This is a genomic window from Paraburkholderia sp. SUR17 (genome assembly GCF_029536165.1).
GTDB lineage: Bacteria > Pseudomonadota > Gammaproteobacteria > Burkholderiales > Burkholderiaceae > Paraburkholderia > Paraburkholderia kururiensis.
Genome location: NZ_CP120509.1, coordinates 2,007,398 through 2,023,903 on the forward strand (window position 1 = coordinate 2,007,398; position 16,506 = coordinate 2,023,903).

11 protein-coding genes are annotated in these 16,506 nt (G+C 66.2%); 4 read left to right on the top strand and 7 right to left on the bottom strand.

Features of this window, described 5'->3' with window-relative positions:
- Positions 1–93 precede the first annotated feature (93 nt).
- Entirely contained in the window at positions 94–4,968 is a 4,875-nt protein-coding gene (locus P2869_RS26280; protein WP_277598413.1) for an NAD-glutamate dehydrogenase, read from the bottom strand.
- 523 nt (positions 4,969–5,491) lie between these two features.
- Between P2869_RS26280 and P2869_RS26285 the strand changes: the two genes are divergently transcribed.
- Complete coding sequence (locus P2869_RS26285) at positions 5,492–6,949, top strand: acetate kinase (protein WP_277598414.1); 1,458 nt, start codon at positions 5,492–5,494, stop codon at positions 6,947–6,949.
- Between the two features lie 70 nt (positions 6,950–7,019).
- Here the strand turns inward: P2869_RS26285 and P2869_RS26290 are convergent, their stop codons facing one another.
- The 6 genes from P2869_RS26290 to P2869_RS26315 form a co-directional block, all read right to left on the bottom strand.
- Positions 7,020–7,802 carry a hypothetical protein gene (locus P2869_RS26290; RefSeq protein ID WP_277598415.1) on the bottom strand — a complete coding sequence of 261 codons (783 nt, stop codon included), beginning with the start codon at positions 7,800–7,802 and terminating at the stop codon, positions 7,020–7,022.
- Between the two features lie 8 nt (positions 7,803–7,810).
- Positions 7,811–8,515, bottom strand: coding sequence for a C39 family peptidase (locus P2869_RS26295; protein WP_277598416.1), 705 nt, complete (start codon positions 8,513–8,515; stop codon positions 7,811–7,813).
- A 23-nt stretch (positions 8,516–8,538) separates the two neighbouring features.
- Positions 8,539–9,099 (bottom strand): hypothetical protein, encoded by a 561-nt coding sequence (locus tag P2869_RS26300; protein ID WP_277598417.1) that lies wholly within the window; start codon positions 9,097–9,099, stop codon positions 8,539–8,541.
- Between the two features lie 216 nt (positions 9,100–9,315).
- Entirely contained in the window at positions 9,316–10,560 is a 1,245-nt protein-coding gene (locus P2869_RS26305) for a hypothetical protein (RefSeq protein WP_126878818.1), read from the bottom strand.
- A gap of 689 nt (positions 10,561–11,249) precedes the next feature.
- A complete protein-coding gene (locus tag P2869_RS26310) occupies positions 11,250–12,026 on the bottom strand; it encodes an alpha/beta hydrolase (RefSeq protein ID WP_277598418.1) in 777 nt (258 codons plus the stop codon).
- A complete protein-coding gene (locus P2869_RS26315; RefSeq protein WP_199542365.1) occupies positions 12,023–13,057 on the bottom strand; it encodes a M14 family zinc carboxypeptidase in 1,035 nt (344 codons plus the stop codon). The genes P2869_RS26310 and P2869_RS26315 overlap by 4 nt, the downstream gene beginning before the upstream one ends.
- A 323-nt stretch (positions 13,058–13,380) precedes the next feature.
- Here P2869_RS26315 and phnC point away from each other — a divergent pair, with 323 nt between their 5' ends.
- The 3 genes from phnC (at position 13,381) to phnE (ending at position 16,330) form a co-directional block, all read left to right on the top strand.
- Positions 13,381–14,283 (top strand): phosphonate ABC transporter ATP-binding protein, encoded by a 903-nt coding sequence (phnC, locus tag P2869_RS26320; RefSeq protein ID WP_277598419.1) that lies wholly within the window; start codon positions 13,381–13,383, stop codon positions 14,281–14,283.
- Positions 14,284–14,423: 140 nt separating this feature from the next.
- On the top strand, positions 14,424–15,410 hold the full coding sequence (gene phnD / locus P2869_RS26325; protein WP_277598420.1) for a phosphonate ABC transporter substrate-binding protein: 987 nt from the start codon (positions 14,424–14,426) through the stop codon (positions 15,408–15,410).
- Positions 15,407–16,330 carry a phosphonate ABC transporter, permease protein PhnE gene (phnE, locus tag P2869_RS26330; protein WP_277598421.1) on the top strand — a complete coding sequence of 308 codons (924 nt, stop codon included), beginning with the start codon at positions 15,407–15,409 and terminating at the stop codon, positions 16,328–16,330. The genes phnD and phnE overlap by 4 nt, the downstream gene beginning before the upstream one ends.
- Positions 16,331–16,506 lie beyond the last annotated feature (176 nt).

A 16,506-nucleotide genomic window follows, 5' to 3' on the forward strand; every position in this document is an offset into this window, starting at 1 on the left:
TTGAACGCGGCGCAGCCGCTATTATCGCCAATCGCCGCGCGGGGCGTCCTGGGCCTGTCCCGGTCCCAGGTCACTCCGTCGTCGCCAGCATCCTCACGCCCGCTCCAGCGTCGCCATCGCCCGCACCACCACGAGCAGCATCGAAAGACTTGCGCCGCCCGTCGCGCGCAAATCGGCAAGCAGCCGGCCGTAGTGGTCGAGCGGCGCTTCGCGGCGCCCCTGCCAGCTTTGTACGATGTCGGCCGCCGTATCGTCGTGCGCGTGGCCTTCGGTGAGCGCACTCGCGGTCAGCGCGCGCTTGAGCCGCGCGAACTCGGCGAGCGCTGCGGCCCGCGCCAGCATGTCCCAATGCGTCGGCGTGGGCAGCGCGGCCGCGCGCTCGCCAATCCAGCCATAGTTGAGCAGCGTGCCCAGCGTGAAGTACACGCCCGCCACCCGTTCGAGCGGACGTCCCGACGTTGCCGCCACTTCCGCGATATCGAGCAACGCGGCCGAGATCTCGCCGCTCACCACGCGCACGGCGAGTTCGCTGTCCACGCCCGCATCCACCAACACGCGCTGACGCTCCGACAACGCTTCGAGGTCCGCCGCGGGAAGCAGCCGAGGCCATTGCGGCGCGAGCGTCTGCGCGGCCTCGCGGCAGCGCGCGAGCAGCTCCGCCATCCCGCCTTCGCCCGCGGCGCCCGCCTGCAGTTGGCGCAGGAACCACAGCGCCGCGCGTTCGAGCAGCCGCACCACCTCCACGAACATGCGCGCCTGCAGATCGTCGGGCACGCGATTGTCGAGCGCGTCGATGGCGCGCCATACCTCGTCGAGTTCGAACACGTCGCGCGCCATCACGCAGGCCCGCACGATCTCGGCGGGCTTCGCATCGGTCTCTTCCACGAGCCGGTACACGAATTCGCAGCCCACGCGATTCACGAGCGCGTTGGTGAGGTGCGTCGCAAGTATTTCGCGGCGCAGCGGATGCTGCTGCATCAGCGCGCTGTAGCGGCGTTGCAATGGCTTCGGGAAGTAGTCGACGAGCATGTCGGCCACGAGCGGATCTTCGGGCACGTCGGACTCGAGCAGTTCGTCGTAGAGCCACATCTTGCTGTAGGCGAGCAGCACTGCACGTTCCGGCGTGGTGAGGCCCTGCTTCGCCGCTTCGCGCTCTGCAATCTCCTCGTCGTTCGGCAGGAATTCGATGGCGCGATTGAGCCGCCCGATGCGTTCCAGCGCCCGCATGAAACGCACCTCGGCATCGAAGAGCGGCACGCCATAGCGGCCCGCGATGGAAAGCGCCTGGGTCTGATAGTAGTTGTCGTGCAGCACGAGCAGCGCAACCTCGTCGGTCATTTCCGCGAGCAGCGCGTTGCGCTGCTTGTCGGTCATCTCGCCGTCCGCCACCACGAGGCCCAGCAGAATCTTGATGTTGACTTCGTGATCCGAACAATCCACCCCGGCCGAGTTGTCGATGGCATCGGTATTGATGCGGCCGCCGCGCTGCGCGAACTCGATGCGGCCCAGCTGCGTGAAACCGAGATTGCCGCCCTCGCCCACCACCTTGCAGCGCAGGTCGGCACCGTTCACGCGCACGGCGTCGTTGGTGCGGTCGCCGGCCTGCGCATGCGTTTCGCGCGTGGCCTTCACATAGGTGCCGATGCCGCCGTTATAGAGCAGATCGACAGGCGCCATCAGGATGGCGCGAATCAGCTCGCTGGGCGCGAGTGCCGTCGCGCTGATGCCGAGCGCTGCCTGCACGGGCTGCGAGATCGGGATCGTCTTGGCCGTGCGCGGGAACACGCCGCCGCCCGCGGAGATGAGCGCCGGGTCGTAGTCGGCCCAGCTCGACCGTTCGAGTGCGAAGATGCGCCCGCGTTCGGCGATGCTCACGGCAGGGTCCGGATTCGGATCGAGAAAGATGTGCCGGTGATCGAACGCTGCCACGAGGCGAATGAACGGCGAGAGCAGCATGCCGTTGCCGAACACGTCGCCCGACATGTCGCCGATGCCCACCACCGTGAACGGCGTGGTCTGCGTATCGACGCCCATTTCGCGGAAATGGCGCTTCACCGACTCCCAGGCACCGCGCGCCGTGATGGCCATCTTCTTGTGGTCGTAGCCCACCGATCCGCCCGAGGCAAACGCATCGTCGAGCCAGAAGCCGTATTCGCGCGAAATGGCGTTCGCGTAGTCGGAAAACGTGGCCGTGCCCTTGTCGGCGGCTACCACGAGGTAGGGGTCGTCGGGATCGTGCCGCACCACGTCGAGCGGTGGCACGATGGCGCCGCCCGCGCGGTTGTCCGTGAGATCGAGCAGGCCGCGCAGGAAGGTCTGGTAGCACGCCACGCCTTCCTTGAGCCACGCTTCGCGCTCGCTCGCGGGCGGCGGGTTCTTCACGACAAAGCCGCCCTTCGATCCCACCGGCACGATCACCACGTTCTTCACCATCTGCGCCTTCATGAGGCCCAGCACTTCGGTGCGGAAATCTTCGCGGCGATCGGACCAGCGCAAGCCGCCGCGCGCCACACGTCCGCCGCGCAGATGCACGCCTTCCACGCGCGGCGAATACACCCAGATCTCGAACATGGGCTTCGGTTCGGGCAGCCCCGGCACCTCGCGCGGATCGAACTTGAACGAGAGCGCGGGCCTGGTCCGCCCTTCGGCGTCGCGTTGATAGTAGTTGGTGCGCTGCGTCGCGTTGATGACGTCGAGGAACTGGCGAAGAATGCGGTCTTCGTCGAGATTGGGCACCTTGTCGAGCGCGCCTTCAATGGCTTTTTGCAGATACGCGATGCGCTCGCCACGCAGGCTGCCGTGCGCCTCGCCCAGCGCCGGATCGAAGCGCGCGCAGAACAGTTCGACCAGCGCGCGTGCAATCTGCGGATTACCCGTGAGCGCACGTTCGATGTAGGCATCGCTGAAGGTGGAGCCCACCTGGCGCAGATACTTCGCATAGGCCCGCAAAATCGTCACTTCGCGCGCGGCCAGATGGGCGCGCAAGACAAGCCGGTTGAAGTTGTCGTCTTCGATGACGGCGGTCCATACCTGCTCGAAGGCTTCTTCGAAGAGGTCTTTCACGCGCTCGATGTCGAACTCCATCTCGTCGGCCAGCTCAAGCCCGAAGTCGTGAATCCACGCGGGCGTCACGCCTTGTGCCTCGATCAGATATGGACGCTCTTCGTCCACGCGCACGCCCAGATGTTCGAGCATCGGCAGACTGCGCGACAGCGCGATAGGCGGCCCCGCGCGATACACCTTGAAGCGGAACGCGCGCGGCCCCGATTCAATGGGCCGGTAGAGATTCATCGCAAGACGGTCCGTGCCCTGCACGCGTTCGATCAACTCGATGTCGCGCACCGCCGTGCGCGCGGCGTAGTCGTCGCGATAGCCCGCCGGAAACGAATCGCCGTAACGCAGTAGCAGGCGGTTGCCCTGCTCTTCGCCGAAGGCGTCGAGCAAGGCGTCGGCGAGGTCGTCCTGCCAGCGGCGCGTGGCCAGCACGACGCGCGCTTCCAGCTCTCGCGTATCGACTTCAGGCATGGCGCCGGGCGCGGCATGCACGACGAAGTGAATGCGCGCGAGCGTCGATTCGGAGAGCAGCGGCGTGAATTCGACGCTCTCGCCGTTGAACGCACCCATGAGCAGCTTCGCCACGCGGCGCCGCCAGTCGGTGTTGTACTTGTCGCGCGGCACGAACACGAGGCACGAGACGAAGCGGTCGAAACGGTCGCGCCGCACGAAGAGCCGCGTGCGCTGATGTTCCTGCAAACGCAGCACGCCGAGCGCCATGTCGTAGAGCGAGTCTTCGTCGGTCTGGAACAGCTCGTCGCGCGGCCAGGTTTCGAGCACGGTCACAAGCGACTTCGCGAGATGCCCTTTCGGCAGGAAGCCGGCGCGCTGCACGATATGGGCGCACTTGCGGCGCACGATAGGAATGTCCGCGCTGGAGCCGAAATAAGCCGTGGACGTATAGAGCCCGATGAAGCGGCGCTCGCCCTTCACCGTGCCGTCCGCGCCCGCGAGCTTCACGCCGACGTAATCGAGATAGCCTGGCCGGTGCACCGTGGCACGCGAATTGGCCTTCGTGAGAAAGATGGGCCAGGCGCCGTTGACGATCTCCGCAGCCGCGGGCGGCAGCAGCGTGACGTCGGACGCGCCCGGCTGGCGCAGGCCCTCGCGCAGAATGCCGAGCCCTGAGCCCGGCACACCGCGCAGCGCAAGGCCGCCGTCGTGCTCGACCAGTTCGTAGTCGCGCTGACCGAGAAACGTGAAGTGGTCCGCCACCATCCATTCGACGAACGCGCGCGCCTCCACGCCTTCAGGCGTGGTCTCGTGGGCTTTCATCTCCTTGATGGTGGCCCGTGCCGTTTCGATCATGCGCGGCCAGTCTTCCACCGCGGCCCGCACGTCGCCCAGCACGCGCGTAATGTCGTGGCGCAAGGCGTCGAGTTTTGCCGCATCGCCACAACGGTCCACCTCGAAATGAATGAACGACGCCAGCAGCGAATGCCCGCTGCCGCCCTCGCTGCCGGGGCATACGCGAACGATGGCGCCGACCTCTCCTTCTTTCGCCCCCGCTTCAGCACGCCAGATGCGAAACACCGGATGCAGCACCGAATGCAGCGCAAGACCCAGCCGGTTCACGGCCATCGAAACGGAGTCCACGAGAAACGGCATGTCGTCGTTGACGATCTCGACCACCGTGTGGTCCGAGTGCCAGCCGTGCTGCTCGAGAATGGGGTTGTAGACGCGCAGCCGTTCGCCGCCTGAGACGAAGCGCTGCGCCGTCTGCCAGTGCGCCATGGCGGCGCCGTAGAGGTCTGCGATGCTGCGGCTTTGCAGGTCGTCCGCATCGCCGAAATCGTAGTAGTGCCGCAGGAACGGTTCCACCACGTTGAACGCCGCTTCGGGAAGGCGCCCCCGCGCGAATTCGACGACATCGTTGAGCCGGTGCGCCACGGCTTCTTCGGTCTTCGCCTGCATGATGTCCTCCGCCAGCGGGTGAGCATCGCCTGCATTGTCAGAGCGCATTATGCGCCACGACCATGAAAAAGCGAGGACAGTGCAGGCGGCGCGGCGGTGCTCATGCACGGGAGATGCACGGGCGGGCACTCCGCTTGCGCGCTGCGCCACGGTCACGATCTGTTACACGCCGAACGTGCGGCAGCCCGCATATCGGCGTGGTTTCCAGGGTTCGCCGCAGTGGCAACGCCATACGCGTGCATTACTCTTTGGAGGTCCGGCGAGCCGTGGTTCGAAGGCTTCGACGGAACGCTGCCTGTTTCACCCAAACCAGACACATAGCGCCGGCACGGCATGAACGCTGATGCCTGCGCATGCATGACCGGAAGCGGGCGCGGCGATGCTGCATTGCGCTCATGCATTGCAGTGCACCGTGCACTCCGGTTCATGCCCGACGTCTTTCAGACGCGCGGTTTCGTCGAAAGACGCCGGCCTGCTAGCGAAATGTCCCGGGGGTAACACGCCCAGTCATGGAGACAGAGCCATGAGGAGCAGGCCATTTCGTCGATTTCCTCAAGGTGTGCGCGCGAACGCCATTGCGTGCGCCACACTGCTGCTGTTTGCGGCGAGCGCGCATTCGCAATCGCTGGAAACGCAAGCCGCTCAAGCGGCCCAGGCGGACGAGCGCGCGAGTATCAGCGCGCTGCGCCAGGAGCTGGACAAACGCATCCAGGAACTTGAAACCCTCAAGCACAAGCTCGCCGACGAAGAGGCGAACTTCGCGCGCCTGAGCCGTGCGCTCGACACCGGCAAGCTGGAGACAGCGCGCGGCACGGGCGGCACCGACGTGAACGGTCAGCCGCTTGGCAACGCGGATGGCACCTCGGATGGCAACGCGGGTAACACCGCGAGCAGCACCACAGGCGGCACCACGGCTGCCCCGGGGCCAGCCGTGCAGAGCGCCCAGGCCGCCCCCGCCGGCAACAATGCGCCACCCTCCACACCCGCGCCGAACCAGCCTGTCGGCCAGGCCCCCGTCGCCGATACGCGGCCGCCCGCCGTCGCGCCCATCTTCGAGCAGCCCGGCGTGCTCACGCCGCGTCACTCGTTCGTCGTGGAGCCGTACTTCCAGTTCGCCTATTCGTCGCAGAACCAGCTTTCGCTGGTGGGCTACACGATCATTCCGGCGCTGCTGATCGGGCTCATCAACGTGAGCGAAGTGAAGACGACCACGCTCACAGGCGGCGTGGCCGTGCGCTATGGCCTCACGAACCGGATGGAGCTGGAAGTGCGCGTGCCCTACGTGTATCAGACCAACGATACGGTGGGCCGCCAGATCTTCACGGGCGCCGCTTCGAACAGCGTGATCAGCAGCAACGGTCATGGCCTCGGCGACGTGGAAATGACGTTGCGCTACCAGCTCAACCAGGGCGGCCCGGACAAGTTCTATTACATCGGCTGGCTGCGCTTCAAGTCGGCCACCGGCAAGAGCCCGTTCGACGTGGTGACCGACTGCGTGACGACCTGCATTTCGAACACGACCGGCACGGGCCTGCCGCTCGAGCAACCCACGGGCTCCGGCTTCTATGCGATCCAGCCTGGCCTCACGTGGCTCTTCCCGACCGACCCCGTGGTGTTCTTCGGCAACTTCAGCTACCTGCACAGCTTCGGCAAGGACGAAACGCTCACGCTGCGCAACGGCGCCACGCAGTTCCTCGGCAAGGTTCAGCCGGGCGACATCTGGGGCTTCAATATCGGCATGGGGCTTGCGCTGAACGAGAAGGCGTCGGTGAGCATCGGCTACGACCAGAGCATCGTGCTGCCTACGTCGCAGAACGGCCAGACCGTGCCGGGCTCGGTGCGCGTGGTGCTGGGCACCCTGTTGATCGGCTACTCGTACCGGCTCTCGCCGAAAACGACGCTCAACTTCTCGATAGGCGCCGGGCTCACGCGCGACACGCCGGACCTCACGCTCACGCTGCGCGTGCCCATGTCGTTCTGAACGCGCTGAGCGCTCCGAATGCCCGTGCCTTGCGCGGGCGCTTCAACCCATGCGCTGCCGCCGCGCGCTCCTAACGGGGACGCACGGTGGCGGCGAGCGCCGCATTGATGGACGAGATGAGATTGGCGACCTTGTACGAGGCGAGCGAATTCACCGACGTGTTGATCGACGTGAGCGCCTGGATCTGCTGGTTGTTCAACGTGTTCTGAATGGCCATCGCGCCTGGCGGCAGCGCGCCCGGCTGCACCGCATTGCCGCGCCCGTTCTGCACAAGCGTGCTCGCGCCGCCCGATGCCAGCATGGCCTGGGCCTGCTGCGCCGTCATCGCGCCCACGTCGGGAATGTTGAAGCTCGTCTGCGTGACGAGGTTGCCGTTCACATAGACCGCGCGCGAAATGCCGAACGACACCTTGAGACCTTGCGACGTGTCGAAGCCGCCGCGCAGGGTGTCGAGGCGTTGCTCGCTGAGCGCTGTGGTCTGGGTGGCGGGCCAGTTGGGGTCGCTCGCGGTGGACGGTGGCGGATCGCCGGCTGCTACGCGCGCATCTCTCGCGCCTTGCGCTTCATGCGCGCCTGTCGTTTGCACGGCGCCCCCGGTCAGTTCGCTCACCACCACGGGCGCTTCTGTCGGAATGGGCGCGGCCACTTCCTCGCCGGCCTGACCCGGCGCTGCGGTCTGCGTGCCGTCCGCGCCCGCTCCAGTAGCGGACGAATACATCGCCACACCGTCTTCGTCGATGCTGCCTGTCGCGACGGAGGGCACATCGCCGTCCACCGCATCGACCACCGGCGGCACGAGTCCGCCGTACGCCAGCGCCACGATGCAAGCGAGTTTCAGAGGTCTATGTTTCATCGCGGTTCTCAGAATTCGCCCGGACCGAGCTTCGGCACGACCACCTGGAACAGGCTGTCGCGCGGTATGCCCACGTAGAGCGGCGCTTGCGGCGCAACGTGCCAGTCGCTGGCGTCGTTGAACCTGGGCGGCTCAGGCCGGTTGTGGATGACGAACACCACGTGGTCCTGCCATCTCTCTTCGAAGGTTTCCTGCGAAATGGCGCGCGTGCCGGTGGCCGGATCGCCGATCAGCACGCGGCCATTGCGCATGCCCTTCACCACGACGAAGTGGTGATAACCGTGTTCGACGATCAGCACGATGGCGGGCGTCTTCGTCTCTTCGAGCTTCGAGAGCGGCACTTCGTAGCCGTCCGCCTGGAAGCCGTGCGCCATCAGGAAATTGCGGATGTCGAGCAGAGAAAAACCCTCCCTGCGGATCTTCTCCTGGTTGCCGTGCTCGTACATTTCGATGAACGCCTGCTGCTCCGTCACCGGATAGTCGTACTGGTAAGTCAGCAGCGTGGCGACCGCGGCCGAGCCGCAGCTGAAGTCGAATTGCTGCTTCACGGTGCGCTTGAAGCGGGCCTCCTTGAGGCTCGTCACGTGCATGCCGTAATAGCCGCCGCGCGGGTCGGAGATGTTGATCGGGTCGGCCGAGGCGGCCTGCACGATCATGCCGGCCGCCAGCGCGGCGCATGCAAAAACGATCTTCCTCGCTGCGTTGCGGTTCATGGCTCGCCTGCACTCGATTGCATTCAATTCCCGAAGCGCACGTTCAAGACAGTGGCGTTCTGGATCAGCACGTTGGCGCCGGTGTTCTGGATCACCGTGGGCAGCCCGCTCGAGTTCGAGAACGAGCCGTCGCTGATCGAGTTCGAACCCGTTACGACCTTGTAGGCGGTGTTGTCTGCAACCGTGCCGGTCAGATTGTTCTGGCCGACCATCACGTCGCCGCCGCGCTGGGTGTCGAGCTGGCTTGCGTCGAGCGCCACGCCGAACTGGGCATCAGGCGGTGCTGCGGGTAGCGCTGCGGTCGGTGCTGGGGACGCCGCGGGCGCTGTGGTTGCTGCTGCGAGCGGTGCTGGGGACGCCGTGGGCGTTGTGGTTGCCGCGGTGACAACAGGCGCTGCAGCGACTGCGCCCGGCTGCGGCGCTGCACTGCTCGCTGCACTTCTTCCAGGCTCTACCGTCGCCTGGGCAGCCTCCATGGCTACGCCCGTTCCCGTTGCCGGAGCATCGGCGGCGTGAACGGCGAAGCCGGGCAGCACCAACACAACAGGCAATACCAGCTGCGCAAACCGTTTTTGCGCTTGCATGGTGGTCTCCCTCGTCCTGCAGTCCTGCATGCGGCCGGATGCAAGGCACGCAGGACAGGTTGTCTGCGATGCCTGCCGTGCGCCACGCGCGTGACGAGCCAACGAGGCCCGACGCGAAGCACAGGGCGGCGGAGCGACCGCCGCAAGGCGCAGACCGCGCCTTGCGGCAAATCGCACGACTGACTGCTTACGCTGACTGCTTACGTTGCTGAGCGCTCAACGTCCGACCGTCAGGTTGGCCTGCACCGTCACAGCCTGTTGCACGAGCGATGCCGCGCCGCTGTTCTGGTTCGCGATCATGATGCCCGCTGCCGACTGGCCGACGCTCGACATCGCGTTGGACATGTCGAACGTGCCAGCGCTCACAGCAATGGTTCCGCCATTGCCGCCCGTGCCGCCCGCTGCGCCATTGCCCACGCCACCGTTGCCGGTGCCGCCCGCGCCGCCTGCACCGCCCATCGCGCCCACTGCGCCGTTGCCGGCCGTTGCGCTGCCGTTGCTCGCCGTGGTGGATGCGCCGCCGTTCGTCGCGCTGCCGCCGGTGCCCGTGCCGCCCGCACCGCCTGCGCCTGCCGTGCTCGTGGCTGCGCCGCCGTTACCCGCGCTCGCCGCTGCTGCGCCGCCCGTGCCCGTGCCGGCTCCGCCGGAGGCCGTGGATGCGCCCGCCGTGCCCGCACCGCCCGTGCCCGTGCCGCTTCCGCTGCCGGTACCCGTGCCCGTGCCGGTGCCTGCGCCGGTCGAGGCCGACGCCGCGCCGCCACCGCCGCTCGTGCGCGAGCGCGCGTCGCCGGTGCTCCCGCTGCCGGTGCCGCCGCCGAAGCCCTTGCCGAGCCCGGCTGCCGAGCCACCCAGCCCAACCGAAGCTGCGAGGGCTCCGCCGCCGCTGCCACTGCCGCGTCCGCCCGCTGCGCCCGCGGCGCCGCCTTGCGTGCCGCCTGCTGATGCCTGGCCGCCGCGGCCGCCGTTGCCGCCATAGCCGTCGCCGGCCGTGGCGCTGCCGTTGCTGGCATCGCCGGCACTCGCGCTGCCGTTCTGCGCGCTACCGCCGCTGCCGCCAGCGCCACCCGCACCACCGGCTCCGCCCTTGCCGCCATAGCCGTCGCCGCCATAACCTGCACCGCCCTTACCGCCGCGGGCGCCGTTTGCGTTACCCCAGTTCCCCGCGTAGTTCCCAATGCCGGAGACGCTCAGGTTCGTCACGGTGCCGTCGAGCTTGCTGAGCGCGACAACCTTGGTGGAGTTGAATGAATCCTGGTAGGCGGTGGCGCCTGCAGCGAGTTCGTTGGCGTTGCTGCCCGTCGTGCTGGTCTGGCTGGAGCTTGCTGAGCTGGTGAGCGTGTTTGCGCCGGTGGTGGAGCTCTGGTCGCATGACTTGCTCGAGTCACTGCATGGATTTGCCATTGCGTATCCGCTAAAGCCCAGGGCCAGGGCCGCGGCGGACGCCAATAAGGTTCTGCGCATGGGATCCTCCTGTTCGTGATAAGGGGCGGCTTGGCCAACCACGCCAATCCGCGGCACGTCAACGCATAGGTGATGCCATTCGCGCAAACCTTTGAAACACAAGGGAAAGTTAAATTTTCCGGAGCGTGCGATATTTTTATAAGGGTTTACCCCTATGTTTTATGTTTCAGCAGCGCAACGGGAAAATCGGAGCATATCGCGGCGATTAAAATGTGCGTTCGCACATTTCCATAACATTCATGGAATTACAGAAGGAATTTGAAGTTTAATCGTAAAAATAAAAAGTGTTTCGTTGCTGCTATCCGGAAAGATGGTGTAAGACCCGGAAAGCACGAGGAGGCGTCCCGCAAACGATTCAACGCTCATTCTCTGCGCCTTACCCAGAGCGGGCGCGGCGCTTGCTCATAGTTTGGATTCGACGCGCGGCCCATGCGCGACATGTGCTGGAAAAACGTATCCTTTTAAGTTAGACAGACCACAAAGCGCGAATTAATTCGCCAATTGCGAATTCATTATGCATCACATTTTTCGGACAAGGCAACATAACCGTCATACGAGATTGCATTGCACCAATGCGCACGTCCGTTCGCCTCACCACATTATCGTCTAATAATAACTTTCCTCAGACATGGGAAAGTATTTAAAAGCCTTTTTATCCACGATTTTAAAATCGCCGCACACCATTGCCGCTACGAGCCGGCATGCGCGGTTTCGGCCATCCAGTGGTCGACGGACTGGCAGGTCCAGAGAGGATCGTCATGCGGAAGGTCGTGACCGGCCCACGGATGCTGGAGATGCGTGGCCTGCCAGCGCGCCGCGAGTGTCTGCGAGCACACGGGGTTCACCAGTTCGTCTCCACGCGACGAGAGCACGAGCACCGGACAGGCAGGCGCGGCCGCCTGTGCCGAGAAATGCGCCGCGGCCCACAGTTGCCGCAGCGCGTTGGCTCGCGTGACCGGCGCGCTGCGCCTGATGGCCGACCAGGCCGCCACGTCCTCGTCGAAGGTCTGGCGGCGGTTGCAGGTGAGGCGGTGCACACGCGCCTCGATGGCGTTCGCGTTCTGCGGATCGCCCCACGCGAGCGCAATGTGCGCGAGGTCCGGCCACGCGCCCGGCTGCAGGCGTTCCGCAGCGCGATTGAACGGCCGCATGCTCGTGTTGACGAGCACGAGCCGCGCGATATCGGCGGGATGACGGGTTGCCCAGTCCGCCGCCACCATGCCGCCCAGCGACATGGCCAGCACGTTGAACGGCCCCGTCTTGCCCGCCTGCAACAGCGCCAGCCGCACGAAGCCCACCATGTCGGCGACTTCGAGCGGCGAACGCAGCCTCGCGAACGTGCCGTTGCCGGGCAGGTCGAGCGCGTAGACATCGCGCGCGGCCAGGGTGTCGCGCAACACGTCCGGCAGCCCGCCCCAGTGGCGCGCTTCGCGCGTGAGCCCGCGCAGCAGGATCCAGGTGCTCATGCGCCGGGCTTGCGATACCAGTGCGCAATGGCACGCTGGAGCATCTGCTGGCGCGCATAGCCTTGCGGCAGCCAGCGCTTCGACGAAAACGCGGCGCGCGCGAGAAAGTCGAACAGGTTCGCGTGACGGCGCAGCACGCGCGCCGTGCGATGCGCCATCACCGGGTTGAAGATGCCCTGGCGCGAAAATATCTGCCGCGGGTTCTTCTTGATCCACAGCCACGAGCCCAGTTCGAGCGTGAGCGGCAGGAAGATGTTCTGCACGGGCGCGCGGTCGTAGGCGCAGTCCCACAAATCGCCGTGCAGCAGGTACTGGTGGCTCTGCGGCTCGAACTTGTAGCCGTGGTGCGGATGCGCGCCCTCGAACATCGACTTGAGCGCGTACATCTCCGGCAAGTGGTGCATGAGCTTGCGCGTGCGCGCGTAGGGAAACCAGATGCTGTCGGCCCAGCCGTAGCCCGAGTGGCAATCGAGCGCGATGCTGAGCGGCCGCGTTGCCAGTTCTTCCTCCACGAGCTTGAGAAGCGCCGCCGCTTCGGGCTCCATCGGCTCGCCGCGCCTGCCGCGATACCAGGGCAGCCACGCGCCCACGCGCTGACCGCCCGCCAGAAACGGCACGCGCGCGTCGGCGTCCTGCGGGGCATTGCGCATCAGGTCCACGCCGTTCGGATTCGCGCGCGTGGCCTGCCACATGCCACCCGGGTTCACGATGGGCATGAAAACGAGCCGGATGGATTCGAGCTGGCGCAGCAGCAGGTCGTCCCATTCGAGACGGTCCACCAGCGCGCGCATGTAGTCGAGCACAAGGTGCGTGCCGATGCGCTCCAGACCATGAATGCCGCCGAAGAACCCGATAGCGGGCGCCGCGGGATTATCGGAACCGATGCACGCGGTGTAGAGCCGGAAACTGCGGCCGTGAACGCTTGTTTCGCCGGCGCTGCGGATGTCGAACCAGGCACGGCCGTCGTCGAGAATCGACTTGAGGTCTTCGTATTCGGCAAAGCTGTCGGGAAGGAAACTGAGGGCCTGCATGACGACGCCGGTTCCTTTCGCTATTGTCGGGTTTGCCGAGCCTGTTCACGGCGCGCGCTAATGCTTCAAATATAGCCGCTTCATGACGAATAAAGCATGACAGTGTGACCTTTCACACGAACGTCACACGGCGGCCGGTTGCGGGTGCAACGCGCCGGTTCACGACGGCTTTTCCGCTCCGCCTACACATATAGTCATCTAGACGTCTCGATGGCTTCACCGAACCGTCATAGACCCTTCCTAGAATGCCTCGACATTCACGGGCGCACGCCATCGACCCAGCGCATCAGCGCGCCCGCGCCTGAAACCACGACGGAACTGTGATGGACGCCATTCGCATCGAACGCCTGTCGAAGACCTTCAGCAACGGCCGCAAGGCGCTCGACGAAATCGATCTGCGCATCGAGCCCGGCGAGATGGTCGCGCTCATCGGCGCGTCGGGCTCGGGCAAGTCGACGCTGCTGCGCCACATCGCAGGCTTCACGGCGAGTGACGCGCAGCCCTCGCAGATCTCCGTGATGGGCCGCCCGATCCAGCAGAACGGCAAGATCGTGCGCGAGGTGCGCCGCATTCGCCGCGACATCGGCTTCGTGTTCCAGCAGTTCAACCTCGTCGCGCGACTCACGGTGGAGACCAACGTGCTGATCGGCGCGCTCGCGCGGCTGCCGCTGTGGCGGCGGCTGATCGGACACTTTCCGCGCGAAGCGCGCGAGACGTCGCTCGACGCGCTGGCCGAAGTGGGCATTGCGGAACACGCCTACGAACGCGCCTCGACGCTCTCGGGCGGCCAGCAGCAGCGCGCGGCGCTTGCGCGAGCGCTCGTGCAGCGCGCGCAGATCATCCTCGCCGACGAACCCATCGCCTCGCTCGACCCCGAATCGTCGCGCCGCGTCATGGACATGCTGCGCGCGCTCAACGCGGGCCACGGGCTCACGGTGCTCGTGTCGCTGCATCAGGTGGACATCGCGATGCAGTACTGCCCGCGCACCATCGCGCTGCGCCGCGGCCGCGTGGTCTACGACGGCCCCTCGGCCGCGCTCACGCCCGCGCTGCTGCAACGCCTTTACGGCGACGACGCGCGCACGCTCTACGAAGGCGCAACCACGCGGCGCGACGCATCCGATGCACCCGCTGCACCCGCTGCACCGGTTGCCGAGCATGCGCGACCGGACGCCGACGCCGGCCTGATCGCGCCGGCAAGGCATCCCATCGCCAACCCGGCCTGACTGCACGCGCAGTCAACGCGTACCCCTAATGCACGCCTAATGCACCCCTAACGCACGCTCGACGTATCCCCAACGTATCCCCAACGCGCACTCAACCCGCCTCCCCGCTCATCACCGATCCACCCAACGGACCTGTCCTCATGAAACTGCTTCGCTTCCTGCTTGCCGGCGCCGCGGCCTGCGCCACGTTCGCCGCCGTGACTGCCCACGCCGACGACCTCAGCTTCGGCATCATCTCGACCGATTCGTCGGCGGTGCTCAAGCAACGCTGGCAACCGCTGATCGACGACCTCAACAAGCAGACCGGTCTTTCCGTGAAGGCCTTCTTCGCCACGGACTACGCGGGCATCATCGAAGGCATGCGCTTCAACAAGGTGCAGATCGGCTACTTCGGCAACGCGTCGGCGATGGAAGCCGTGGACCGCGCCAACGGCGAAGTGTTCGCCAAGGTGAAGTACGCGAACGGCGACGCGGGCTATCACTCGGTGCTCATCACGAACGTGGCAAGCCGTTTCAAGACGCTCGACGACGTGTTCCGCAACACGAAGGACGTCAACCTCGGCTTCGGCGATCCAAACTCGACCTCGGGCAGCCTCGTTCCGGGCTACTACCTGTTCGCGAAGCGCAACGTGCCGGTCAACACGTCGGCCTTCAAGATGGTGCTGCCCGCAAGCCACGAGGCGAACCTGCTCGCCGTCGTGAACAACAAGATCGACGTGGCGACCAACAACACCATCGAACTCGCGACGCTGCAAAAGCAGCACCCGGACAAGTACGCCCAGGTGCGCGTGCTGTGGACCTCGCCGATCATTCCGTCGGACCCGCTCGTCTGGCGCAAGGACCTGCCCGACGCCACCAAGGAAAAGCTGCGCAACTTCTTCTATCACTACGGCGAGCGCGACCCGCGCGAGAAGGCCGTCATGGCGGCGATCACGGGCTTTGCGGGATTTGCGCCGTCGTCGAACGAGCAGCTGCGCGCCGTGCGTGAAATCGCGCTCTTCCAGCAAAAGCAGAAGATCGCGAACGACACCCAGCTTTCCGACGACGACCGCAACACGCAGCTCGCCGCGCTCGATGCGAAGCTCACGGCGCTCTCCGCGCTCTCGGGCACGGCGCCGAAGCAATGAACGCGGCGCAAGCGGGGGACGTGGCACAAGCGGCGGACGTGGCGGCATCGGGCGGGGCGGCGCAGGCGCCGGTTTCGGTCGGGACCTCGGCGGACCGCGATGCGGCAGCCACAGCAGCAGGCGCCCGCGACGACCACGCCGCCGCCCTGCGCCCGCGAGCGCCCACCAAACGCGGCTGGGCATCGCTCGCAGGCTGGGCAGTGGCGTTCGTGCTGCTCGGCGCGTCGTGGCGCGGCGCGGACATGCGCCCGCTCGAGCTGTTCTCCGACGCCGGCAACATGGGCCAGTTCGCCCGCGAGTTCTTCCCGCCCGACTTCACCGAGTGGCACACGTACCTGCACGAAATGCTCGTGACGCTCGCGGTCGCGATCTGGGGCACGGCGCTTGCCATCGTGTGCGCGGTGCCGTGCGGGCTCGCCTGCGCGCACAATCTCGCGCCGCGCTGGGTGCTGCATCCGGTGCGCCGCGTCATGGACGCCTGCCGCGCCATCAACGAAATGGTGTTCGCGATGCTGTTCATCGTCGCGGTGGGGCTGGGGCCGTTCGCGGGCGTGCTCGCGCTCTGGGTCCACACCACGGGCGTGCTCGCCAAGCTCTTCGCCGAAGCCGTGGAAGCCATCGATCCGCGCCCCGCCGAAGGCGTGCGGGCCACGGGCGCGTCGCCGCTCGACGAGATCGTCTACGGCGTGCTGCCGCAGGTGCTGCCGCTGTGGATTTCGTATGCGCTCTACCGCTTCGAGTCGAACGTGCGCTCGGCGATGGTGGTGGGCATGGTGGGCGCGGGCGGCATCGGCGTGGTGCTTTACGAGGCGATCCGCTCGTTCAATTACGCACAGACCTCCGCGGTCATCGTGATGGTGATCGTGGTGGTGACGTTCATCGACGTGGTGTCGGCCTGGCTGCGGGAGCGGGTGACCTGAGTGCTTGACCTGTGTGCTTGACCTGAGCGCGTAACCCGAAGGCGTTGGGGCGGCCGGGCATCGGCTCCCGGCAAATCCCCAGGGCCGAAACGTGAATGGGCCGCCGGGGCGAGGCCGCTGCCATAATCGCGCGGTCGCCCCGGGTCCACCGCCCGCCACCTCACGCCACCGCCTGC